Annotated in this window: 20 protein-coding genes; 6 read left to right on the top strand and 14 right to left on the bottom strand. The window is 73.9% G+C overall.

The features are described from left to right. The first annotated feature begins 63 nt into the window (after positions 1–63). A complete protein-coding gene (locus ACFOYX_RS27125) occupies positions 64–1,269 on the top strand; it encodes an FAD-dependent monooxygenase (protein ID WP_322440005.1) in 1,206 nt (401 codons plus the stop codon). A 72-nt stretch (positions 1,270–1,341) separates the two neighbouring features. On the opposite strand, the gene pepN is transcribed toward ACFOYX_RS27125, so the two are convergent. Then, positions 1,342–3,858: an aminopeptidase N gene (gene pepN, locus ACFOYX_RS27120; protein ID WP_377534517.1), complete on the bottom strand. Its 2,517-nt coding sequence runs from the start codon at positions 3,856–3,858 to the stop codon at positions 1,342–1,344. A 66-nt stretch (positions 3,859–3,924) separates the two neighbouring features. Here pepN and ACFOYX_RS27115 point away from each other — a divergent pair, with 66 nt between their 5' ends. Further along, complete coding sequence (locus ACFOYX_RS27115; protein WP_089013001.1) at positions 3,925–4,143, top strand: DUF397 domain-containing protein; 219 nt, start codon at positions 3,925–3,927, stop codon at positions 4,141–4,143. Between the two features lie 46 nt (positions 4,144–4,189). Here the strand turns inward: ACFOYX_RS27115 and ACFOYX_RS27110 are convergent, their stop codons facing one another. Then, positions 4,190–4,600 (bottom strand): hypothetical protein, encoded by a 411-nt coding sequence (locus ACFOYX_RS27110; protein WP_322443783.1) that lies wholly within the window; start codon positions 4,598–4,600, stop codon positions 4,190–4,192. 220 nt (positions 4,601–4,820) lie between these two features. On the opposite strand from ACFOYX_RS27110, the gene ACFOYX_RS27105 reads away from it, so the two are divergent. Next, positions 4,821–6,068, top strand: coding sequence for a cytochrome P450 (locus ACFOYX_RS27105; RefSeq protein WP_322443784.1), 1,248 nt, complete (start codon positions 4,821–4,823; stop codon positions 6,066–6,068). 7 nt (positions 6,069–6,075) lie between these two features. Here the strand turns inward: ACFOYX_RS27105 and ACFOYX_RS27100 are convergent, their stop codons facing one another. From ACFOYX_RS27100 to ACFOYX_RS27085, 4 genes are all read right to left on the bottom strand, one after another. Further along, positions 6,076–6,534 (bottom strand): hypothetical protein, encoded by a 459-nt coding sequence (locus ACFOYX_RS27100; protein ID WP_109802064.1) that lies wholly within the window; start codon positions 6,532–6,534, stop codon positions 6,076–6,078. Between the two features lies 1 nt (position 6,535). Continuing rightward, positions 6,536–9,016, bottom strand: coding sequence for a nitrate reductase (locus ACFOYX_RS27095; RefSeq protein WP_322443785.1), 2,481 nt, complete (start codon positions 9,014–9,016; stop codon positions 6,536–6,538). A gap of 3 nt (positions 9,017–9,019) precedes the next feature. Then, on the bottom strand, positions 9,020–9,163 hold the full coding sequence (locus ACFOYX_RS27090) for a hypothetical protein (RefSeq protein ID WP_322443786.1): 144 nt from the start codon (positions 9,161–9,163) through the stop codon (positions 9,020–9,022). A gap of 227 nt (positions 9,164–9,390) precedes the next feature. Then, positions 9,391–9,930, bottom strand: coding sequence for a cyclase (locus ACFOYX_RS27085; RefSeq protein WP_322443787.1), 540 nt, complete (start codon positions 9,928–9,930; stop codon positions 9,391–9,393). A 222-nt stretch (positions 9,931–10,152) separates the two neighbouring features. Here ACFOYX_RS27085 and ACFOYX_RS27080 point away from each other — a divergent pair, with 222 nt between their 5' ends. After that, entirely contained in the window at positions 10,153–11,307 is a 1,155-nt protein-coding gene (locus tag ACFOYX_RS27080; RefSeq protein WP_322443788.1) for a glycosyltransferase family 2 protein, read from the top strand. A 120-nt stretch (positions 11,308–11,427) separates the two neighbouring features. On the opposite strand, the gene ACFOYX_RS27075 is transcribed toward ACFOYX_RS27080, so the two are convergent. Genes ACFOYX_RS27075 through ACFOYX_RS27065 form a run of 3 tightly spaced genes read right to left on the bottom strand, consistent with a single transcriptional unit; the run spans position 11,428 to position 13,368 of the window. Then, entirely contained in the window at positions 11,428–12,078 is a 651-nt protein-coding gene (locus ACFOYX_RS27075) for a DUF3618 domain-containing protein (protein ID WP_322443789.1), read from the bottom strand. Beyond that, entirely contained in the window at positions 12,075–12,542 is a 468-nt protein-coding gene (locus ACFOYX_RS27070; RefSeq protein ID WP_109802069.1) for a phage holin family protein, read from the bottom strand. The genes ACFOYX_RS27075 and ACFOYX_RS27070 overlap by 4 nt, the downstream gene beginning before the upstream one ends. 31 nt (positions 12,543–12,573) lie before the next feature. Then, complete coding sequence (locus ACFOYX_RS27065) at positions 12,574–13,368, bottom strand: hypothetical protein (RefSeq protein ID WP_109802070.1); 795 nt, start codon at positions 13,366–13,368, stop codon at positions 12,574–12,576. Positions 13,369–13,565: 197 nt separating this feature from the next. Here ACFOYX_RS27065 and ACFOYX_RS27060 point away from each other — a divergent pair, with 197 nt between their 5' ends. Together ACFOYX_RS27060 and ACFOYX_RS27055 are read left to right on the top strand one after the other, a co-directional pair. Then, complete coding sequence (locus ACFOYX_RS27060; RefSeq protein WP_109802071.1) at positions 13,566–14,048, top strand: DUF4383 domain-containing protein; 483 nt, start codon at positions 13,566–13,568, stop codon at positions 14,046–14,048. Between the two features lie 124 nt (positions 14,049–14,172). Further along, the gene (locus tag ACFOYX_RS27055) at positions 14,173–14,832 is read left to right on the top strand and encodes a DUF6766 family protein (protein ID WP_109802072.1); all 660 of its coding nucleotides are present in this window, start codon (positions 14,173–14,175) and stop codon (positions 14,830–14,832) included. A gap of 28 nt (positions 14,833–14,860) precedes the next feature. Here the strand turns inward: ACFOYX_RS27055 and ACFOYX_RS27050 are convergent, their stop codons facing one another. The 5 genes from ACFOYX_RS27050 to ACFOYX_RS27030 form a co-directional block, all read right to left on the bottom strand. Further along, entirely contained in the window at positions 14,861–15,310 is a 450-nt protein-coding gene (locus ACFOYX_RS27050; protein WP_322443790.1) for a GNAT family N-acetyltransferase, read from the bottom strand. A 70-nt stretch (positions 15,311–15,380) separates the two neighbouring features. After that, positions 15,381–16,865, bottom strand: coding sequence for a GTPase ObgE (gene obgE, locus ACFOYX_RS27045; protein ID WP_109802074.1), 1,485 nt, complete (start codon positions 16,863–16,865; stop codon positions 15,381–15,383). An 89-nt stretch (positions 16,866–16,954) separates the two neighbouring features. After that, on the bottom strand, positions 16,955–17,209 hold the full coding sequence (gene rpmA, locus ACFOYX_RS27040; protein WP_109802075.1) for a 50S ribosomal protein L27: 255 nt from the start codon (positions 17,207–17,209) through the stop codon (positions 16,955–16,957). Positions 17,210–17,220: 11 nt separating this feature from the next. Continuing rightward, a complete protein-coding gene (rplU, locus tag ACFOYX_RS27035) occupies positions 17,221–17,535 on the bottom strand; it encodes a 50S ribosomal protein L21 (RefSeq protein ID WP_067312477.1) in 315 nt (104 codons plus the stop codon). A gap of 375 nt (positions 17,536–17,910) precedes the next feature. Continuing rightward, positions 17,911–20,901 (bottom strand): Rne/Rng family ribonuclease, encoded by a 2,991-nt coding sequence (locus ACFOYX_RS27030; protein ID WP_322443791.1) that lies wholly within the window; start codon positions 20,899–20,901, stop codon positions 17,911–17,913. Positions 20,902–21,022: the final 121 nt, after the last annotated feature.

Raw genomic sequence — 21,022 nt, 5'->3', positions numbered from 1 at the left:
AGCCGGGTCCCTTCCAGGTCGGTTCGCCACGCACGACGACCGACGACCCCTGGGAGGGGAACCATGACCAGAGTGAAGACAGCGATCGTGATCGGCGGCGGCATCGCCGGTCCCGTGACGGCGTTGGCGCTGCGCCGCGCGGGCATCGCCGCCACCGTGCAAGAGGCGTACCCGGGCACCGCCGACGGCATCGGCGGCACGCTCGCGCTCGCGCCCAACGGCGTCGCGGCCCTGCGCCTCGTCGACGCGGACACGGCGGTGACCGACATCGCCACCCCGATCCGCCGGATGGAGATGGCCGTCGGCCGGCGGCACCTCGACATGCCGGGGCTGGACGACGTGCCGCCGCTGCAGGTGGTGCACCGCCACGAACTGCACCAGGCGCTGCACGACCGCGCCCGGGCCGAGGGCGTGATCATCGAGTACGGCAAGCGTCTGGTCGACGTCCGGGAGACGGCGACCGGCATCACCGCCAGGTTCGCCGACGGCGACACGGCCACCGCCGACGTCCTCATCGGAGCCGACGGCATCCGGTCGACGGTCCGCGCCCTGATCGACCCGGACACCGCCGGGCCGCGGTTCACCGGCCTCCTCGGCTTCGAGGCGGTGGCCCGGCACGAGGTCGACGTGGAGCCGGGCACCATGACCTTCGCCTTCGGCCGGCGGGCCTACTACCTCTACTGGCCCGAGCCGGGCGGTGGCACCCGCTGGGGCGCCAATCTGCCGCAGGTCCGGCCGATGAGCCTCGCCGAGGCCCGTGCGGTGCCGCCGGCCGAGTGGCTGCGGACGCTGCGCGACGCGTACGCGGACGACGACCCGGGCCGCCAGCTGATGCTGACCAGCAGCGACGACGACCTGCGGGCGGTGGGCTCGATGCACATCATGCCGCCGGTCCGGCACTGGCACCGGGGCCGCATGGTGCTGGTGGGCGACGCGGCGCACGCGCCCTCCAACAGTTCGGGTCAGGGCGCCTCGCTGGCGATCGAGAGCGCGGTGCAGCTGGCCCGCTGCCTGCGCGACCTGCCCGACGCCCCGTCCGCGTTCGCCGCCTACGAACGCCTGCGCCGGGATCGGGTCGAGAAGATCGCCGCGCGGGCGGCGCGGATCAACCAGGCCAAGGCCCCCGGCCCGGTGGCCCGGGCGCTGATGCCGCTGCTGATGCCGCTGCTGATGAAGACCGCGATGAACCCGGAGAAGACGCTCGGCCCCGAGCAGCGTTACGTCATCGACTGGGACGCCCCGGTGTCGCCGGTCCCGGCGGCACGCTGACTCGGCGCGGTGGGTGGCGCACCCCGGTCGGGTGCGCCACCCACGCCGGACCCACCGCCGCGCGCGGCCCGGTCAGGCCGCCGCGGCGGCCGCCGCCGTCCGGGCGACCAGCGCGCGGCGCAGGTCGTCGTCGGCGTCGGTGACCCGCCGGCGCAACCCCGGCGTGAGGTCGTCGCGGGCCAGCAGCGCCGCGGCCAACTCCCGGGTGGGCTGCGCCACGGCGTAGCGGGGGAAGGCCAGGGCCGCCACCCGGTCGGCCGTCCAGGGGGTACGCAGCCGCGCCGCGGCCGGCATGTCGGCGAAGTACCGCTCGACGTACGACGCGGTCAGCTCGGCCTGCTCCGGCTGCCAGAAGCCCTCCGCGGTCGCCTCCACCAGGCGGTTGGAGAGCTCGGCGTTGACCGTGACGATCTCCCACGCGGCCCGCTTGGCCGCCGGGTCGGGCAGCGCGGCGCGGCAGCTGGCGGCCCGTTCCGCCCCGGTGGCGCTGCGGTCGGCGGCCGCCTCGGCGGCGATCTCCGGTTCGCCGGCCGCGCCGAGCACGACCAGGCGCAGCAGCAGCGCCCAGCGCAGGTCGGCGTCCACGGCGAGCCCCGCCGGCACGCCGTCGCCGGCCAGCCAGCCGCCGAGCAGCGCGGTGTCGGTGGTCGACGAGATCAGGCCCCGGGCCGCGGCGAGCTGGAGCGACCCGCCGGGCGGCGCCCCGGCGAGCAGCGTCGCGCAGGCCCCGGCGACCCGCAGCAGGGCCGCGTCGCGGGCCAGCGGGTCCAGGTAGCGGTCGATCAGGCCGCGGCTGAGGGTGAGCACGTCCTCCGCGATGATCACCTCGGTCTCGGCGGGCAGCGCCGCCGCGATCAACGCCACGAGGGCGGCGACGGGCCGCTCCCCGTCGGTGGCCGCGTCGAGCGCCTCACCCCAGAGCAGCGCCCGGGCCAGCGGGTCGGCCAGCGCCGGCAGCACCATCGGCACCGCGTCGGCGGAGGCCGGGTCGAGGCGGATCTTGGCGAAGGTCAGGTCACCGGCGTTGGGCAGCAGCAGGCCGGTGGCGGCCTCGCCGACCAGTCGGTCGAGCTCGGTACGACCCTTGTCGGCGTCCGGGTCCAGGTCCACCTCGAACCGGCTGGCGGTGCCGTCGGCGGCGTACCGGCCGACGCCGATGCGGTGCGGGCGCAGCACCGGGTACGCCTCCGGCGCGGTCTGCACCACCGCCGCCTCGGTCCACCGGCCGTCGACGTCCACCGCCGTCTCCATCCGCAGCGTGTTCACCTGGGGGCGGCGCAACCAGCGCTCGGCCCAGTCGGTGAGGTCCCGCCCGCTGGCGGCGCTGAGGCTCGCGAGCAGGTCGGCCAGGGTGGCGTTGCCGAACCGGTGCGCGGCGAAGTGCGCGTTCAGCCCGGCCAGGAAGACGCCGTCGCCGAGCCAGGCGACGAGCTGCCGCAGCACGCTGGCGCCCTTGGCGTACGAGATGCCGTCGAAGTTGAGCAGCCCCTGCGCGGCGTCCGCGACCTCCTCCGGCGCGACGGGGTGGGTGGAGGGCCGCTGGTCGGCCGCGTACCCCCAGGCCTTGCGGCGCATGGCGAAGGTCGTCCACGCCTGGTCGAAGCGGGTGGCCTCGGCGGTCACCCGGGTGCCCAGGTACTCCGCGAAGGACTCGTTCAGCCAGAGGTCGTCCCACCAGCGCATGGTCACCAGGTCGCCGAACCACATGTGCGCCATCTCGTGGGCGATGGTGGTGGCGCGCAGCTCGCGCTGGGTGTCGGTGACCGCGGAGCGGAAGACGTAGTCGTCCCGCAGGGTCACCAGGCCCGGGTTCTCCATCGCGCCGGCGTTGAACTCGGGCACGAACGCCTGGTCGTACTTGCCGAACGGGTAGCGCTCGGCGAAGAGCTGATGGAACCGGTCGAGGCACTGCCTGGTGACGGTGAAGATCTCGTCGGCGTCGGCGTCCAGGTGGGCGGCGAGGGAGCGCCGGCAGTACACGCCGAGCGGGATGCCGTCGTGCTCGTCGTGCCGGACGTGCCACGGCCCGGCGATCAGCGTGAAGAAGTACGTCGCCAGCGGCGCGGTCGGGGCGAACTCCCAGCGCCCCGGCGCGGGCCGGGCGGCGACCTGGCCGTTGGCTGCGACCGTCCACTCCGGCGGGGCGGTGACCGAGAGCGTGACCGGCGCCTTCAGGTCCGGCTGGTCGAACGCGGCGAAGATGCGCTGCACGTCGTCGAGGAACGACATCGCATACAGGTACGTCTCGCCGTCGGCCGGGTCGACGAAGCGGTGGATCCCCTCGCCGGTGTTCGAGTACGCCATCTCGGCGCGGACGGTCAGCGTGTTCTCCGCGGCCAGGCCGGTCAGTGGCAGCCGGTTGTCGGCCAGCGCGGCGGGGTCGAGCTCCCGGTCGTTCAGCCGCGCCTCGATCAGGCCGGCGGGTTTGACCTCGGCGAAGGTCTCGGCGCCGGGGGTGGCCCGGAACCGGATGGTGACGGCGGAGCGGAACCGCTCGCCGGTACCGGTCAGGTCGAGGTCCACCTGGTAGGACTCGACGGTAATCAACGCGCCACGCGCGGTCGCCTCTACACGGGTCAGGCTTGGCATCCGCTTATCCTGCCCGATGGGGATCCGGACGGGCTTCCCGTGAGGCATGGCGATGGAGGAACAACGATGGGTCAGCACCCCAAGGGCGACTTCGACCTCACCCGGGCGGTCTGGCAGCGGGCCGAGGGCGACACCTCCGACAGCGCGGTCGAGGTGGCCTTCGTCGACGATCTGATCGGCATGCGCAACTCGGCCGAGCCGGACGGGCCGGTGCTGGTCTTCACCCAGGCCGAGTGGGACGCGTTCGTCGCGGGCGCCCAGGACGGCGAGTTCGACCTGGACTGACCGCGGCGCTCCGCCGCCGGGACGGTGCGTCACCTCCCGGCGGCGCTCACAGATCACCGTCGCCCCAGCCGAGACCACCCGGACCGGGGGCGTGGTGGAAGCCCGGATGGCCGGCGACGTCGGCGCACCGCTCGCCGTCCGGCCCGACCGCCCCGCAGAACAGCCGCTCGGCCCGCTGCCAGGCGTCGGCGGGCGAGAGCGCGGCGGCACCGAGCGCCAGCTCGGGGCGGAGCAGGCTCAGCGCCTCGGCGTACGCCACCGCCAGTTCCCGGGCCCGGTCGGCGTCGTCGGCGTAAAAGCCGAGGTGCACGGTGAAGTACCGGGACGGCGCCGGCCCACGGCGCGGCGGCGCGAGCAGCGGCAGGTCGGGGCCGCCCGCTCCGGGCCGGTCGCGGCCGGCGCCGAGCGCCTCGACCACCCGCCGCTGCCGCCAGTACGGCGGCCTGTTGTCCCGCATTCGTCCTCCCCGTCGTCGATCCGGCCCCGGCGGCCGGCCTCGCCTGCGGCAGCCAAACAGATTTCCGTCGGCCGGGGAGGGGCCAGCGCGACGAGCTTCGGCTGGCCCCTCCCCGGTGCTGTTGATTTCGGCGATGATGGGCGGTTCAGCCGGCTGTGCACGGGTAGACGCAAGCGGGCGCAGTGCCGAGCCCGCTGCCGAACCAGGTCAGGAGCAGCAGATGAGCAGCATCCCCGTCGACCGCAGCCCGGACAGCACCCTGGCGTTCCTCCGCGAGGGCTACCGGTTCATCGGCGAGCGCTGCGACCGGTACGGCAGCGACATCTTCCAGACCCGGCTGCTGCTGGAACCGACCATCTGCCTGCGCGGCCGCCCCGCCGTCGAGCTCTTCTACGACGACGAGCGCTTCCGCCGGCGGGGGGCCATGCCGATCCGCGCGCAGCGGACGCTCACCGGGGTCGGCGGGGTGCAGGGGCTGGATGACGCCGTGCACCGGGCGCGGAAGGCGATGCTGATGTCGATCATGACGCCCGCCGCGATCCGTCAGCTCGGCCAGCTCTTCGACGACGAGTGGCGGGCCCGGATCCCGATCTGGGAACGGTCCGGCCCGGTGGTGCTCTACGACGAGGCGGCCCGGATGCTCACCCGGGCGGTCTGCGCCTGGGCCGGGGTGCCGCTGGCCGACCCGGACGTGGCCCGGTGGACCAGCGAGCTGCACGCGATGATCGAGGCCCCGGCCGCGGTCGGCCCCCGGCACTGGCGTGGCCTGCTCGGCCGACGGCGCGCCGAACGCTGGACCGGCGAAGTCGTCGACCGCGTTCGGGCGGGTGCCCTCCCCGCCCCGGAGGGCAGCGCGCTGCGGGTGATCGTCGAGCACCGGGACGACCGGGGCCACCCGCTGCCCCGCCGGATCGCCGCGGTCGAGCTGCTGAACGTCCTCCGCCCGACCGTCGCCGTGGACCGCTTCGTGGTTTTCGCCGCGCTGGCGCTGCACGACCACCCGCTGTGGCGGGAGCGGGTCCGCGGCGACGAGCCGGCCACCGAGACCTTCGTGCAGGAGGTCCGCCGCTACTACCCGTTCTTTCCGGTGGCGGCGGCCCGGGTCCGGCGCCCCTTCGAGTGGTCGGGACACCACTTCCCGCTGGGGCGGCGGGTGCTGCTCGACCTCTACGGCACCAACCGCCACCCGGAGCTCTGGCCGGGGCCGGAGCAGTTCCGGCCCGACCGGTTCGTCGGCTGGCGCGGCGACCCCTTCGGCCTGGTCCCGCAGGGCGGCGGAGACCAGCTCACCGGCCACCGCTGCGCCGGGGAGTGGATCACCATCGAGCTGATGAAGCGGGCGGTGACCAACCTGACCACCGCCATGAGCTACCGGGTGCCGCCGCAGGACCTGGCGATCAGCCTGCGGCGGATGCCCGCCCTGCCGCCGAGCGGCTTCCTGATCGACGGCGTGCGCCGCACCGCGTAGGCCGGGCTCACTCCGCCGCCACCAGCGCCTGGGGCGCGGCCTGCTTCATCCGGGTACGCAGCCACTTGAGCTGGATCGCGGTTTCCTGCTCGCAGGACTTCACCACCGCCAGCAGGTCCTCATCGCGGGCCCCGTACGCGGCCTGGCCGACCACCGCCCAGCTGATGTCGCACTCCGCCGCCATCAGGTAGAGGTCCTGCAGGTCGCGGAGCAGCCCGAGCCCGCCGGAGCGGGTGCCGGAGAAGAGCTGCGAGTGCAGCCGGTCCGGTTCCGCCGGGGCGTCCTCGGCGTACCGGTGGGCGAACGGGGCCAGCTTCTCCGCGTGGCCCCGACACTGGCCGGCCAGCCGCTGGCAGGTGTGGAAGATGTCCGGCTCGTCGCGGTGCGCCTCGCCGATTTCGGTGAACGCGTCCCCGAGGCGGTTCTGGGCCTTGTGCAGCAGCCCGAGATAGTGCGCCAGGTGCATCTCACTCCCCTCTCGACGGTGCCTCGGCGGCCGGCCCACCGACGGTGGCCGGGATGCCCGATCCCTCGGGCGGAGCGGAGCCGCCGACGGTGGGTGCGGGCGAGGGCCGGCCCCCGGAGTCCGCCTCCTTCACCACCCGCACGGCGGCGACCTTGAAGATCGGCTGCTTGGAGACCGGGTCCCAGGCGGTGATGGTCAGCTCGTTCGCGGCCCGGTCGTGCCGACGGCCCGCGCCACGATCGGCAGCGCCGCCGTCCGGACCGCCGGGCCCGGCCGGGTCGGCGGCGTCCCAGTAGCCGTAGTGGAAGGGGAGGAAGACCACGCCGGGGCGTACCCCGCAGATCCGGGCCCGGGCGCGGACGGCGCCGCGCGGTGACTCCACCCGGACCAGGTCTCCCTCCCCGACGCCGAGCGTCCCGGCGTCGGCGGGGTTGAGTTCGACCCAGACCTCGGGCGCGGCGTGCACCAACTGGGGGGCGCGCCCGGTCTTGGTGCGGGTGTGGAACTGGTAGACGGTGCGCCCGGTGGTGAGCAGCAGCGGATAGTCGTCGCTCGGCACCTCCGGCGACGGCTGGTACGGCGTCGCATGCAGGAACGCCCGCCCGCGCGGTTCCTTGGCCCGGTACTCGTCGGGCAGCAGCTCCGCCCCGGTGGCCAGGTCGTGGCCGTACGACTCGCAGTAGTCGGGGTCGGTGTTGAAGACCCCGTCGGTGTAGAGCCGCTCGGTGCCGTCGGGGTGCTCCTCGGTGCACGGCCACTGGATGCCGCCGGCGCGCAGCCGCTCGTACGTGATCGCGGTGTAGTCGCAGGGCCGGCCGCGCGAGCACTCCTTCCACGCCTCGAACGCGGCCTCCGGGTCCGACCACTTGACCAGCGGCCGGCCATCCTTGTCCCGGAAGTCCATCCGGCGCGCGTAGTCGAGGAAGATGTCCAGGTCGGGACGGGCCTCGCCGGGCGGCTCGACGGCCTTTTCGGAGATGTGCACCGTCCGGTCCACGCTGGTGAAGGTGCCGGTCTTCTCGCCCCAGGTCGCCGCGGGCAGCACCACGTCGGCCAGTTCCGCGGTCTCGGTCAGGAAGAGGTCCTGCACCACCAGGAACAGGTCCGGCTTCGCCAGGATCCGGCGGATCCGGGCCAGGTCCGGCAGGGAGACCACCGGGTTGGTGGCGGAGATCCAGAGCAGCTTGATCGAGCCCTGCTCGGCGTACCGGAAGATCTGCATGGCGTGGGTCGGCGGCGCCCAGTGCGGGATGGTGTCCACCTCGACGTTCCAGAGGCGGGCCAGCTCCGCGACGTGCTCCTCGTTCTCCCAGTTGCGCAGGCCGGGCAGGTCGCCGTCGGCGCCGCACTCCCGGTTGTTCTGCGCGGTGGGCTGGCCGTTCATCTGGTAGATCCCGGCCCCGGGCCGGCCGATCATGCCGCGAATGAGGTGCAGGTTGTTCACCTGACAGGAGGCCGCGGTGGCCTGGTTGGACTGATAGAAGCCCTGGAGCACGGTGGAGACCAGCCGCTGCGACCGGCCCAGCAGCTCGGCGGCCCGCTCGATGTCGCGGGCCGGCAGGTCGCAGATCTCCGCCACCTTCGCCACCGGGTAGTCCTCGACCACCCGGCACAGCTCGTCGAAGCCGACGGTGTGCGCGCGGACGTACTCCTCGTCGTACCAGCCGCGGTTGATCAGCTCGCGGAGCAGGCCGTTGAGCAGCGCCAGGTTGGTGCCGTTGCGCAACGCCAGGTGCACGTCGGCCTCCCGGGCCACCGGCGTGGCGCGCGGGTCGACCGCGAGCATCGCCGGCGGGTTCGGCCCGCGCCGCCGGTCCAGCATCCGCATCCAGAGCACCGTCTGGGTCTCCGCGACGTTGTGCCCCCACAGCGCGATCGCGTCGCAGTGGTCCACGTCGGTGTACGACCCGGGCTGCCCGTCGGTGCCGAAGGACGCCTTCAGCGCGGCGGCGGCGGTGGCGGTGCAGAGCCGGGTGTTGCCGTCCATGTGCGGGGTGCCGAGCCCGGCCTTCCCGATCAACCCGAGCGTGTAGTACTCCTCCAGGAAGAGCTGACCGCTGGTGTAGAAGCCGAAGTGGCCCCAACCGCCCGGGCCGTCCAGCAGCTCCTTCGAGCGCGCCACGATCCGGCCCATCGCGGTGTCCCAGTCGGTCTCCACCAGGCGGTCGCCCTCGCGCACCAACGGCCGGCGCAGCCGGTCCGGGCTGTGGTTGGCCTGCCAGCCGTACAGGTCCTTCGGGTCGACCCGGCCGTGGTTGATCCGGTCGCCGGCCCGGCCCCGCACCCCGACGATCCGGTCGTCGACCACCGCGATGTCCATCGCGTCGCCGTTGGAGTGCAGGATCGACGCGCTCGGCACCCAGCGCTGCACGTCGGCCTCGGTGTGCCCGGCCGAGAGGAAAGTGTCCACCCGCGCCGGCCAGCGCTCACCCGGCCCGTACGGGGTGCGCGGCCCCCACGGGTCCGCGATCCGGTCCACCATCGCTCATCCCTCCTTCTTCGAAGGCGCCCAGAACGGCATCGGCCGGCCGGTGGCCCGGATGAACAGCCAGTCGACCAGGGTCACCAGGAGCACGGCGGCGAACGCGGTCACCAGCTGGCTGGGGGTGCGCAGCAGCCCCAGGCTCACGATCAGTGTGGTCGCCGGGCTGCTCGACGTGCAGCATGACCGCCGGGCCGAGGCTGGGGAAGAGCCACGGCTGCCGGGTCAGCAGGGCGACCGTGCCGGCCACCACCAGGGCGGCGCCGCTGCCGGCGAAGGCTCTGCCGGCGGTGCCGGCTCGGTGCGGGCTCTGCTCGTTCTGCGCGGCCATGACGACTGCTGTACCCCCGCCGCCCGCGATCGAATCGACCGCGTCAGGCGGCCTCGACCAGCGACTTGATCCGGTACAGCGTGTCCCGCAGCCCCACCTCCGGGTCGTGGCCGGTGGTCCGCCCCAGGGCCCGGCGGACCGGGTTGGACCGCCAGCGCAGCTCGGTCCGGATCTCGGTGCCCCGGTCGTGCGGGGCGGGGACCAGCTCGGCCTGCCCCTGCTGGACCACCGGCCCCTCGGTGACCCGCCAGCTCAGCCGGCCCGGACCCTCGACGGTGAGCTCGGCGCGCCACTCGGTGCCGCCGCCGGCCGGGTCGCTCGCCACGCAGCGCCACCGGTTGTCGTCGAGCTGCTCCAGGGTCGCCCACTCGGCGAGCGCCAGGTCCAGCCGTTCCCGGTCGGTCCAGAAGTCGATCAGGGCGTCCATCGGGCGGTCCACGGTGATCCCCCGCTGGACGACGTACCAGCCGTCCGCCCGCTCGGCCTGGAGCGGACGCCGCCGCCGGGCCACCATCCGGCCGACACCGACGGCGGTCACCGTGGCCGCGCCCGCCAGCGCCCACCTCGTTCCTCTGCTGGTCATCACGTCTCCTCCGCCCGGGCGTCCGGGGATGGACCGCCCGCATCCCGCAGCGCTACCCGCCGGGAGGGCGTCGAAACGACAAATCGGTTTGATTGGCGGAAATTAGGGCACCCGCCGACCCCGTCCCCGCGTTCCTCCGGGAGGCAGCGTGTCCTTCGATCACCGCGGCCCAGGCCGGCCCACCGGCAGCCGGGGGTTCGCCCCGTCGGGCCGGGCGGCGGCATGAGCGCGCCGGCCCGCGATCACCACGCGGCGCTCGCGCCGGCCCCGGTCGTCGGTGGCACGGCCGCCGGGCCGAGCGGCGGCCGGCGACCCGGTCGGCTCCCCGTCGAGTACGTCCTGCCGCTGCGCCGGTCCGACGACAGCGGCCTGACCGGGCTGACCGACCACCTGCGCCACCTCGCCCGGTGGGTGGACGTCACCGTGGTCGACGGCTCCCCGCCGGAGCTCTTCGCCCGGCACGCCGCCGCGTGGCGGGGCCTCGTCCGGCACGTCCGGCCCGACGCCGCACTGGGCGGCGCGCAGGGCAGGGCGCTCGGGGTGCTGACCGGGGTCGGCCTGGCGCGGCACGAACACGTGGTGATCGCCGACGACGACGTCCGGTACGACGAGTCCGGGCTCCGCGCGGTGCACGAGCTGCTGGACCGGGTGGACCTGGTCCGGCCGCAGGGCCACTTCGACCGGCTGCCCTGGCACGCCTGGTGGGACACCGGCCGGACCCTGCTCAACCGGGCGTTCGGCGGCGACTGGCCGGGCACCGTGGCGGTGCGCCGGGGCACCTTCCGCGCGATGGGCGGGTACGACCCGGACGTGCTCTTCGAGGACCTGGAGCTGGCCCGGACCGTGCGGGCGTACGGGGGTGCCACGGCGACGCCCGCCTGGCTGCACGTACGCCGGCTCCCGCCGACCGCCGCGCACTTCCGCGGGCAGCGGATCCGGCAGGCGTACCGGGACCAGGCCCAGCCGCTGCGGCTGCTGGCCGCGCTGGCGGTGCTGCCGGGCGTGGTGGCCGCGCTGGCCGCCCGCCGGCCCGGCCTGCTGCTGCGGGCCGCCGTCGCGACGGTGGCGGTCGCCGAGGTGGGCCGCCGGCGGGCCGGGGGCGCCCGGGTCTTCCCGGCGCACACCGCGCTCGCCGCCCCGCTCTGGGTGCTGGAACGCGGCGTCTGCTCCTGGCTCGCGCTGGGCCGGCGCTGGCGCGGCGGCGTGCCCTGCGCGGACGTCCGGGTGCGCGAGGCCGCGCATTCCGTCCGGACGCTGCGCCGCCGGCTGGCCGCGAACGGTCCCGGTGACCTGGTGCTGTGGGTGGAGGCCGCCGGCCGGCCGCGGGGGGCGGTCGCGGACCGCACCGCCGGTGCCACCGGCTCGGCGCCGAGCTGAACCGGTCCCGACACCGGCTCCGCACCGACCGCGACCGGTCCGCCGCGCACGCGACAGCTCGCGGCCCCTTTCCCGAGCGGGCCGGGAGTGACCGCGAGCTGCGGTGGACGAGGACCCCGGTCAGTACCGGACCTGGTCGCGGGACTGCTGTGCGGTGTCCTTGACGTCGTGCGCGGCCGACCTCGTGTCGTCCTTGACCGCGTGCACGGCGTCCTGGGTCGTGGCGCGCACCGACTCGGTGGCCTGCTGCGCCGGCTCGCGCAGCTCCTCCTTGAACTCGCCGGCCACCTCGCCCAGCTTCTCCTTCACCGCGCCGGCGTGCTCGCCGGCCTTCTCCTTGACCTGCGCCGCCACCTGCTGCTCGCGGCGGCTGGCCGGGATCAGCGAGGAGACCAGCATGCCGGCGCCGAACGCGATCAGGCCGGCGGCCAGCGGGTTGCCCTCGGACTTCTCCCGCAGCACGTGCGGGGCCCGCTGGGCGGCGTCCCCGACGGTGGAGGCGGCGGCGTGCGTCTTGTCGCTGACGGTGGAGGCCGCCGAGGAGGCGTGGTGGGCCACCGAGTCGGCGGCGTGACCGGTGCTGTGGCCGTAGTCCGAGGCGGTTCCCATGACCTTGTCCCTCACATTCTGGAGCGCGTTGCGCGCCCGCTGCTTGCGGTCGTCGACGATGCGGCTCGGGCTGACCTTGTACGCCAGCGCGTCCACGTCGGAGCTGAGGCTGTTACGGGTGGCCTCGATCTCTCGGCGGATCTGGTCGGGGTCAGTGCTCATCTGGTGACTCCCTCCGGGTGCGGCTTGAGCGCGTCGGGGATGCGCTGCACGCTGTCGTTGGTCTGCTTGAGGCCGCGAATCCGCTCGGCGTTCTTCTTGGCCATGGAGTAGAGGACCGCGGCGATGACCGCCCAGATGACGGCCACGATCAGCCCGGCCCAGCCGGCGTCCATCACGTTGGACAGCCCGGCCCAGAGCGCGATCGAGAGGAAGAGCGCCACCATGTAACCGCCGAAGCCGGCGCCGCCGAAGAGCCCGGCGGCCTTGCCCGCCTTCCTGCCCTCCTGGCGGATCTCCGCCTTGGCCAGCTCGACCTCCTGCCGGATCAGCGTGGAGAGGTCGGTGGTGACGGAACGCATCAGCTCACCGAGGGAGCTGCCCCGGACCTCGTCCGCGGTGTGCGGGGCGCCCGTCTCCGCGTGGTAACCGGAGTCCAGTCCGGACCCCTGCGTCGGCATGCTCATGCCGTCGCCTCCCTTCTGACGGATCGGCCGCTCACGGACGGGTGACGCCGCTCGACGGCACGCCCGGCAGCGGGTCGGTCTGGCTCACCGGCGGCAGCGGCCGGCCGGTGCCGGTCTGCGGCTCGGCGTAGCCGCCGCGGGTCGGGTCGGTGTAGCCGCCCGGCTCGGCGTAGCCGGTCTGTGGGTCGGCGTAGCTGCCCGGGGTCGGGTCGAGGTAGCCGCCCGGCGGCACGGCCTCCGGCACCGCGCGCGAGGTCGGGATGACCGCGGTCCGGTCCGGGTCGTAGCCCGGGCCGTACGCCCGGCGGGCCGGGTCGTCGTCGCCGGTGGCGGCGATGTTCTTGGTCAGCCGGCCGGCGAGGACGCCGAGGACGGCGGCGCCGACGAGGAAGGTGCCCGGGTTGCGGCGGGCGTAGCTCTTCACCTCGTGCAGAATGTCGCCCGGCTCGCGCTGCTCCAGCCAGCCGGCCACGCCGTGCACCCGGTCGGCGGCCTGGTGGGCCAGCTCGGTCACCGGGCCGGACTGGCCGCTGTTCTGCGCCATCGAGCGCATCTCCTCGGCCAGCGAGCGGAGGCTGCCGGCGGCGCGCTGCTGCTGCTGGCTGGTCTGGGCGGCGACCTGGTTGCGGGCCTCGCCGTAGAGGTTGCGGGCCTGGCGCTTCGCCTCGCCCACCACCTCCTTGCCCTGCTCCTTGGCGGTCTCCGCGACGGCGCCGCCCGCGTTCGCCGCCTCCGAGCCGACCTGGCGGGCCTGGTCACGGACGCCACCGCCGTTGTGCGACTCCTGCCCGTAGGTGGAGGACGTGGGGGAAAGATCGTAAGTCATGATTACCCTTCCGCTCGGATGGTCATAGCGGTCGTGTCGGGGGGTCGCGCCGACGTTTGTCGGCGTGACCATTGACCTACCCCTAGTCGTCGGGTCCATGCCTGATTCGTCATTTCTCTGCGGAGGCGCCTGGTCGCGGTCACACAATGGAGGGTCGTCCGGTTCCGGGCGGCGGGTGATCCACGGAGGTGACAGCGATGGCACGTGACGTGCGCGGACGCGCCCCGGCCGGCCCGAAGCCCCGGATCCAGCCGGTCGCCGCCGCGGTGGCCGCCGTCTTCGTCCTGATCGGCGTGCTCGGGTTCGTCCCCGGGGTCACCACGCACTACGGTGACCTGGCCTTCGCCGGGCACCACTCGGAGGCGAAACTGCTCGGCCTGTTCCAGGTGTCGGTCCTGCACAACCTGCTGCACCTGCTGTTCGGCCTGGTCGGGCTGGTGCTCGCCCGCCGGGTCGCCGGGGCCCGGCTCTTCCTGGCCGGCGGCGGCGCCGCCTACCTGGGTCTCTGGCTGTACGGCTTCGGGATCGACCTGGAGACCGCGGCGAACTTCTGGCCCTTCAACGACGCGGACAACTGGCTGCACCTGTTCCTCGGCTTCGGCATGCTCGTGGTGGGGCTGCTGCTCTCCAACGACGTGGGCACCGGCGGCCGGCTGGACACCCCGATGGACCGCCCCTGACCTGCGCCGTCACCCGAGCGGGTGGTCCGTGACCCGACACACCCGGCGCGGAGTTTGCCGAATCCCCGCCCGGGGCACCGGAGAGTCACCACGGGGAGTGACCGACGGACAAGGAGGCCCGGCGATGCCACGGTGGTTGCGGGAGAACGCGCTCACGGTCGCCATGCTCGGCGCGTTCCTGATCTTCCTGCTGTTGCAGAGCGTGTTCGGCTGGCGGGTGCACAACGAGGAGCTGAGCCAGTACGGCGCGGCTCAGCTGAGCTGGTGGGCGTACCTCGGCACCGGGCACTTCGCCGAGGCGGTCTTCGAGAACTGGGAGTCGGAGTTCCTCCAGATGGGCGGCTACGTGCTGCTCACCGCGTACCTGGTGCAGAAGGGCTCGGCCGAGTCGAAGCCCGCGGGCCAGACTGACCGGCCCGAGGACGACGCCCGCCGGGCCAAGCCGGACTCCCCCTGGCCGGTCCGGGTGGGCGGCTTCCCCCTGGCCGTCTACCGCAACAGCCTGTCCCTGGCGCTCCTGCTGATCTTCGCCGGCTCGTTCCTCGGCCACCTGTTCGGCGGCGTGGCGGAGTACAACCAGGAGCAGGCGCTGGAGAGCGGCGCCGCCCCGATCGGCGCCGGCCAGTTCCTCTTCACCAGCGACTTCTGGTTCCAGTCGATGCAGAACTGGCAGAGCGAGTTCCTCGCCGTCGGGGTGCTGATCCTGCTCAGCATCGTGCTGCGGCAGCACGCCAGCCCCGAGTCGAAGCCGGTCACCGCGGCGCACGCCGAGACCGGCGCCTGACCGCCCCCGCCGCCCGGGTCGGCCGCCGTCAGGCGGCGACGGGCAGCCGCTTGGCGAAACAGACGCTGTACGGGTTGCCGACGTACTCGCCGTAGACCGAGATGGGCTCGTACCCGCAGGAGGTGTAGAGCCCGATCGCGGCCGGCAGGTACGTCCCCGTCTCCAGGCAGACCACGGCGTGTCCGCGCTGGAAGGCGAGCTCCTCCAGGGCGGACAGCAGCTGACGGGCGATGCCCCGCCCCCGGTACGCCGGACGGACGTACATCCGCTTCAGCTCCCCGGTGTCGCCGTCCAGGGCCTGGAGACCACCGCAGCCGACGGCCCGGCCGCCGACCACCGCCGCCAGGTAGTGGATGTCGTCGTGGGTCAGCGTCGCCTGCCCGTCCAGCCCGCCGTCGGCCGCCCGCAGCTCGCGCTGCTGGGCCGTGACCAGGGCGGCGATCTCGGGATCGGTGGCGGGACGGGATTCGATCAGCATCACGTCACGTTAAGCCGAGCGGATTTCGCGGAGGTTTCCGGCGAACGACCGGAGCACGGACGGGGCCGAGCTATTTGTTGTCGTCCAGGTCGTCGTCGTCCAGGTCGTCGGAGAGGTCCGCGTCCAGGCCACCGGCCTCCAGCTCGTCCTCGGGACGCCGCCGGCGGGCCTTGCGCGCGGCCAGCCGCTCCGCCGCCGAGGCGCGGGTCGACTTCTCCTCCAGCCGGATGTCGGTGCCCCGGTTGCCCGGGACGAAGTCCACCCCGGCGTAGAGGGTCGGCTGCCAGTCGAACTCCCGGTCGCCGATCCGCACCAGGTCGCCGGGGTTGGCGCCGGCCTTGGCCAGCTTCTCCTCGACGCCGAGGCGGGCCAGCCGGTCGGCCAGGTAGCCGACGGCCTCGTCGTTGTCGAAGTTCGTCTGCCGCACCCAGCGCTCCGGCCGGGCTCCCCGCACGGTGAACGAGCCGTCCTCCTCCACCTCGATGGTGAAGCCGGTGTCGTCGACCGCCTTCGGGCGGATCACGATCCGGGTCGGCTCGGCCGGCGGCGCTGCGAGGCGGGCCTGCTCGACCACCTCCGCCATCGCGAACATCAGCTCCTTGAGCCCCTCGCGGGTGGCCGTGGAGACCTCGAAGACCCGGAAACCGCGCGCCTCCAGGTCCGGCCGGACGATCTCGGCGAGGTCCCGCCCGTCCGGTACGTCGATCTTGTTGAGCGCCACCAGGCGGGGCCGGTCGGCGAGGCCGCCGTACTCGGACAGCTCCGCCTCGATGGTGTCGATGTCGGCGAGCGGGTCCCGGCCGGGCTCCAGCGTCGCCGTGTCGACCACGTGCACCAGCACGGCGCAGCGCTCGACGTGGCGGAGGAACTCCAGCCCCAGGCCCTTGCCGGTGGCCGCGCCCGGGATCAGACCCGGCACGTCGGCGACGGTGAAGGTGTGGTTGTCAACCCGGACCACGCCCAGGTTCGGGACCAGGGTGGTGAACGGGTAGTCGGCGATCTTCGGCTTGGCGGCGGAGATCACCGAGATCAGCGAGGACTTGCCGGCCGACGGGAAGCCGACCAGGCCGACGTCGGCGACGCTCTTCAGCTCCAGCACCACGTCCAGCCGGTCGCCGGGCTCGCCCAGTTCGGCGAAGCCGGGGGCCTTGCGCCGGGCGTTGGCCAGCGAGGCGTTGCCCCGCCCGCCGCGACCGCCCCGGGCCGCCTCGAAGGTGGTGCCCACGCCGACCAGGTCGGCCAGCACCTCGCCGTCGAGGGTCTGCACCACGGTGCCGTTCGGCACCTTGATGATCAGGTCGTGGCCGTTGGCCCCGTCCCGGTTCGAGCCGGCGCCACCCTTGCCGTTCTCGGCCTTCAGGTGCGGACGGAAGTGGAAGTCGAGCAGCGTGGTCACCTGCGGGTCGACGACCAGCGAGACGCTGCCGCCGTGCCCGCCGTCGCCACCGTCGGGCCCGCCGAAGGGCTTGAACTTCTCCCGGTGGATGGAGACACAGCCGTGCCCGCCGTCGCCGGCCTGCATGTGCAGGACGACCCGGTCAACGAACGTCGTCACGACGCCAATCCTTCCAGCGGGGTCCACCCCGCGTGAGAAAAAACGAAGCGGGCCGGGACCCGAGGTCCGCGGCCCGCAACGCCTTCGAACTACTGCTGCGGCACGATGCTGACGGTCTTGCGACCACGCTTGGTGCCGAACTGGACCGAGCCGGTGGCCAGCGCGAACAGCGTGTCGTCGCCGCCACGGCCGACCAGGTCACCGGGGTGGAACTTGGTGCCACGCTGACGGATGAGGATCTCACCCGCGCTGACGACCTGACCACCGAAGCGCTTCACGCCGAGCCGCTGGGCCGCGGAATCGCGACCGTTACGCGAGCTGGACGCACCCTTTTTGTGAGCCATTGGAGGACGACCTACTTCCCGCTGGAGATGCCGGTCACCTTGACCTGGGTCAGCGGCTGGCGGTGACCCTGGCGCTTGTGGTAGCCGGTCTTGTTCTTGAACTTGTGGATCCGGATCTTCGGGCCCTTGGTGTGCGCGGCGATCTCGCCGGACACCGCGACCTTGGCAAGCTTCGCCGCGTCGGTCACCAGGTCGTCACCGTCGACGAGGAGCACCGCGGTGAGCTTCACCGCGTCACCGGGGGCACCGGTGAGCTTCTCGACCTCGATCACGTCGCCCTCGGCGACCTTGTACTGCTTGCCGCCGGTCTTGACGATCGCGTACATCGGAGGCGGACTCCCTGTCGTTGAGGCTGCTGGCGGTCGTTCCCACGGCGACTCGCCGGGTAGCAGTGACACCGGCGGCGCGGGCACGCGGGAACTCGGCACACCAAAGTGCGCCGCAGGCAAGCGTACGCCATACCCGGGCCGCCGCCCAAACCGGGCCGCCGGTCGGGTCGAGCCGGCCCCTGTCGCGGCCTGGCAGACGCCCGCGCCGCCGGTGCCCGCCCGGAGTGGGAGTGCCGCAGGGCACGCCCAGTGCCGTCGTGACCGGTGGGGCGTGGCGCCGTCCGGCCGGGGGCCGTCGAGACGGCAGGGCCCCTCCCACCGGACACTCATGCCGGGGAAGGGGCCCTGTCAGACTTCGCGCAGGTCAGCGGCTCACGGCCGGGTACGCCGGCGGGTGCCGCCGCGACGGGAGCGCCGCCGGCCGGTGCCGCCCTCGGTGCCCTCCTCGTCGGTGTCACCGTCGCTCAGCGCGTCCGGGTCGTCCGCCGCGGCCAGCCGGGCCGACTCGCCCTCCTGGCTGTCGGCGACCGCCGGGGCGGCCGCCGTCTCGGACTCGTACCGGGACAGGTCGTAGCCCATCGTGTCGTGGTAGTCCGGCTCCGTCGGCGGCCCCGCGTCGGCGGCGTCGGTGGTCTCGGTCACCTCGGCCACGGTCTTCTCCGGCGCGGCCGACTTGCGGGCCCGGCGTCGGGACGAGGCGGTGCCCTGCTCGGCGGCGGGGGTGGTGACCGCCGAGGCGACCGCCTTGACCTTCTCCCCCACGCCGCCGGAACGCGGCTTCTCCGGCACCGGCTCGGTGTGGATGATCAGGCCGCGGCCCTTGCAGCACTCGCAGGTCTCGCTGAACGCCTCCAGCAGGCCCGCGCCGATCCGCTTGCGGGTCATCTGGACCAGGCCGAGCGAGGTGATCTCGGTGACCTGGTGCTTGGTGCGGTCCCGGCCCAGGCACTCGGTGAGCCGGCGGAGCACCAGCTCCCGGTTCGACTCCAGCACCATGTCGATGAAGTCGATCACCACGATGCCGCCGAGGTCGCGCAGCCGGAGCTGGCGGACGATCTCCTCGGCCGCCTCCAGGTTGTTCCGGGTGACCGTCTCCTCCAGGTTGCCCCCGGAGCCGGTGTACTTGCCGGTGTTGACGTCGATGACGGTCATCGCCTCGGTCCGGTCGATCACCAGCGAACCGCCGGAGGGGAGGAAGACCTTGCGGTCGAGCCCCTTGAGGATCTGCTCGTCGATCCGGTACTCGGCGAAGACGTCGGTGGTGCCGGCGTGCCGGCGCAGCCGGGCGACCAGGTCCGGCGAGACGTGCGACAGGTACGACTCGACCACGTCGTACGCCTGCTCGCCCTCGATCACCAGCTCGCGGAAGTCCTCGTTGAACAGGTCCCGCACGACCCGGATGACCAGGTCCGGCTCCTCGTAGAGCAGCACCGGGGCGCCGCCCTCGGCCGCCTTGGCCTGGATGTCCTCCCACTGCGCCTGGAGCCGCTTGACGTCGCGGGCCAGTTCGTCCTCGCTCGCCCCCTCGGCGGCGGTCCGCACGATCACGCCCGCGCCGTCCGGGACCAGCCTCTTGAGCACGTCCCGCAGCCGCTTGCGCTCGGTGTCCGGCAGCTTCCGGCTGATGCCGGAGGCGTTGCCGTGGGGCACGTAGACCAGGTGCCGGCCGGAGAGCGCGATGTGGCTGGTCAGCCGGGCGCCCTTGTGCCCGATCGGGTCCTTCGTGACCTGCACCAGCACCGAGTCGCCGGAGCGGAGCGCCTGCTCGATGGAGCGGGCCCGACCCTCCAGGCCGCTGGTGTCCCAGTTGACCTCGCCGGCGTAGAGCACGGCGTTGCGGCCGCGCCCGATGTCGACGAAGGCCGCCTCCATGCTGGGCAGGACGTTCTGCACCTTGCCGAGGTAGACGTTGCCGGCCATGGTGCCGGAGGAGTTGCGGGTGACGTAGTGCTCGACCAGCACGCCGTCCTCGAGGACCGCGATCTGGGTCCGGTCGCCGCGCTGGCGGACCGCCATCACCCGGTCGACCGCCTCCCGGCGGGCCAGGAACTCCGACTCGCTCAGGATCGGCGGCCGGGTACGCCGCTGCTCCCGGCCGTCCCGGCGGCGCTGCCGCTTGGCCTCCAGCCGAGTCGAGCCGGAGACGCCCTGCACCTCGTCGACGGCCCGGCGCGGCTCGCGGATCTTGACCACGGTGGGCACGCCGTCCTCGGCGGCGGTCTCGACCTCGCCGGCGCCCCGACGACGACGGCGGCGCCGGCGGCGGGTCATCCCGTCGCCCTCGCCCTCCTCCTCCTCGGCCTCTTCGGCCTCGGCCTCGGCGCTCTCGGCCTGGATGGCCTCCTCGGCCTCCTCGTCCTCGATGTCCTCCGCGCCACCCTTACCGCGGCCGCGGCCGCGGCGTCCGCGACGGCGACGGCGACGGGCCGCGGCCGACTCCTCGTCCTCGTCCTCCGCCTCGCCGATCTCCTCGGCTTCGACGGCGGGCTCCTCGTCGACCTCGACCTCGACCTCGACCGGCTCCACCTCGCGGCGGGCGCGACGACGGCGGCGGCCGGTCTCGACGGGCTCCTCGACCGGCTCCTCGGCCGGCTCCTCGGCTGCGGGCGCGGGCGCGGTGGCCCGGACGACCGGCGCCTCCTCCGGCTGCGGCGCCATGAAGAGCACCGTCGGCGCGGAGAGCGCGGCCCGCCGCCGGCGGGTCCGCGGCTCCGGCTGCTCTGCGGGCTGCTCGCCCGGGACGGCCGCGCCGGGCGCGACGTCGCCGGTGCGGTCCTCGGCTCCGGTCGGCGGCGCGGTGGCGGCCTCGGCAGCCGGCGGGATCTCGGCGGTACCCGATTCGGTCGGCGTCGCCTCCGCGGCGTTCTCCGCCACCGAGGTCTCCTCCTCGGCTTCGGCCGGCTCGGCGGCCTCCTCCTCGGCGGCGGCCTCCGGCTCGGCCGGCGCGGCCTCGGCCGCCGGCGGGACGGCCTTCCGGCGCCGGGTGCGGGTCACCTTGACCGGCGGGACGGCCTCCGCGGAGTCTTCCTCCGCGGCGGTGGCGACCACGGGCTCCTCGACCGCCTTGGCGGTGGTCGCCTTCCGGCGGCGTCGGGGGGTCTTCGGGGCGGCCTCCAGCTCACCCGCGACCGGGGCGAACACCTCGGCCTGGGGCGACTCGCCCGTGGTCGTGCCGGCGTCGGCGGGCGCCTCGGCCGGCGCTTCGGTCTGCTCCGGCTGGTTCAGCGGGGCGGCCTTGCGGCGGCTGGTCCGCTTCCGGGCCGGCGGCCGGACCTCGGCGGTGCTGTCGGTGCTGGTGTCGGCGGTGTCGCCGGCCGGCTGTGAGCCGGTCCGTTCGCCGCCCTCGGGCTCGTTCTCGAGCATGGACGTTCTCCAGTTCTGGCTGCCCCGGGCGCGGGTGAGCGCTGCCACGCAGGGTCGCCGCAAAAGTGTTTCCGCCGGGCGCGCGAGGTGCGCGACCGCCGAAGTCTGCCTGCTTGGAACA

Origin of the sequence: Micromonospora sp. GCM10011541, from assembly GCF_042650725.1 — a bacterium.
GTDB classification, from domain to species: Bacteria; Actinomycetota; Actinomycetes; order Mycobacteriales; family Micromonosporaceae; genus Micromonospora; species Micromonospora sicca.
Note: the sequence above shows the minus strand (reverse complement) of the source record. Positions and strands in the feature narration are given on the sequence as shown.

Coding starts and splice junctions, on each gene's coding strand:
- ACFOYX_RS27125 (WP_322440005.1), top strand. CDS start 64: ATGACCAGAGTGAAGACAGCGATCGTGATCGGCGGCGGCATCGCCGGT.
- pepN (WP_377534517.1), bottom strand. CDS start 3,858: ATGCCAAGCCTGACCCGTGTAGAGGCGACCGCGCGTGGCGCGTTGATT.
- ACFOYX_RS27115 (WP_089013001.1), top strand. CDS start 3,925: ATGGGTCAGCACCCCAAGGGCGACTTCGACCTCACCCGGGCGGTCTGG.
- ACFOYX_RS27110 (WP_322443783.1), bottom strand. CDS start 4,600: ATGCGGGACAACAGGCCGCCGTACTGGCGGCAGCGGCGGGTGGTCGAG.
- ACFOYX_RS27105 (WP_322443784.1), top strand. CDS start 4,821: ATGAGCAGCATCCCCGTCGACCGCAGCCCGGACAGCACCCTGGCGTTC.
- ACFOYX_RS27100 (WP_109802064.1), bottom strand. CDS start 6,534: ATGCACCTGGCGCACTATCTCGGGCTGCTGCACAAGGCCCAGAACCGC.
- ACFOYX_RS27095 (WP_322443785.1), bottom strand. CDS start 9,016: ATGGTGGACCGGATCGCGGACCCGTGGGGGCCGCGCACCCCGTACGGG.
- ACFOYX_RS27085 (WP_322443787.1), bottom strand. CDS start 9,930: ATGACCAGCAGAGGAACGAGGTGGGCGCTGGCGGGCGCGGCCACGGTG.
- ACFOYX_RS27080 (WP_322443788.1), top strand. CDS start 10,153: ATGAGCGCGCCGGCCCGCGATCACCACGCGGCGCTCGCGCCGGCCCCG.
- ACFOYX_RS27075 (WP_322443789.1), bottom strand. CDS start 12,078: ATGAGCACTGACCCCGACCAGATCCGCCGAGAGATCGAGGCCACCCGT.
- ACFOYX_RS27070 (WP_109802069.1), bottom strand. CDS start 12,542: ATGAGCATGCCGACGCAGGGGTCCGGACTGGACTCCGGTTACCACGCG.
- ACFOYX_RS27065 (WP_109802070.1), bottom strand. CDS start 13,368: ATGACTTACGATCTTTCCCCCACGTCCTCCACCTACGGGCAGGAGTCG.
- ACFOYX_RS27060 (WP_109802071.1), top strand. CDS start 13,566: ATGGCACGTGACGTGCGCGGACGCGCCCCGGCCGGCCCGAAGCCCCGG.
- ACFOYX_RS27055 (WP_109802072.1), top strand. CDS start 14,173: ATGCCACGGTGGTTGCGGGAGAACGCGCTCACGGTCGCCATGCTCGGC.
- ACFOYX_RS27050 (WP_322443790.1), bottom strand. CDS start 15,310: ATGCTGATCGAATCCCGTCCCGCCACCGATCCCGAGATCGCCGCCCTG.
- rpmA (WP_109802075.1), bottom strand. CDS start 17,209: ATGGCTCACAAAAAGGGTGCGTCCAGCTCGCGTAACGGTCGCGATTCC.
- rplU (WP_067312477.1), bottom strand. CDS start 17,535: ATGTACGCGATCGTCAAGACCGGCGGCAAGCAGTACAAGGTCGCCGAG.
- ACFOYX_RS27030 (WP_322443791.1), bottom strand. CDS start 20,901: ATGCTCGAGAACGAGCCCGAGGGCGGCGAACGGACCGGCTCACAGCCG.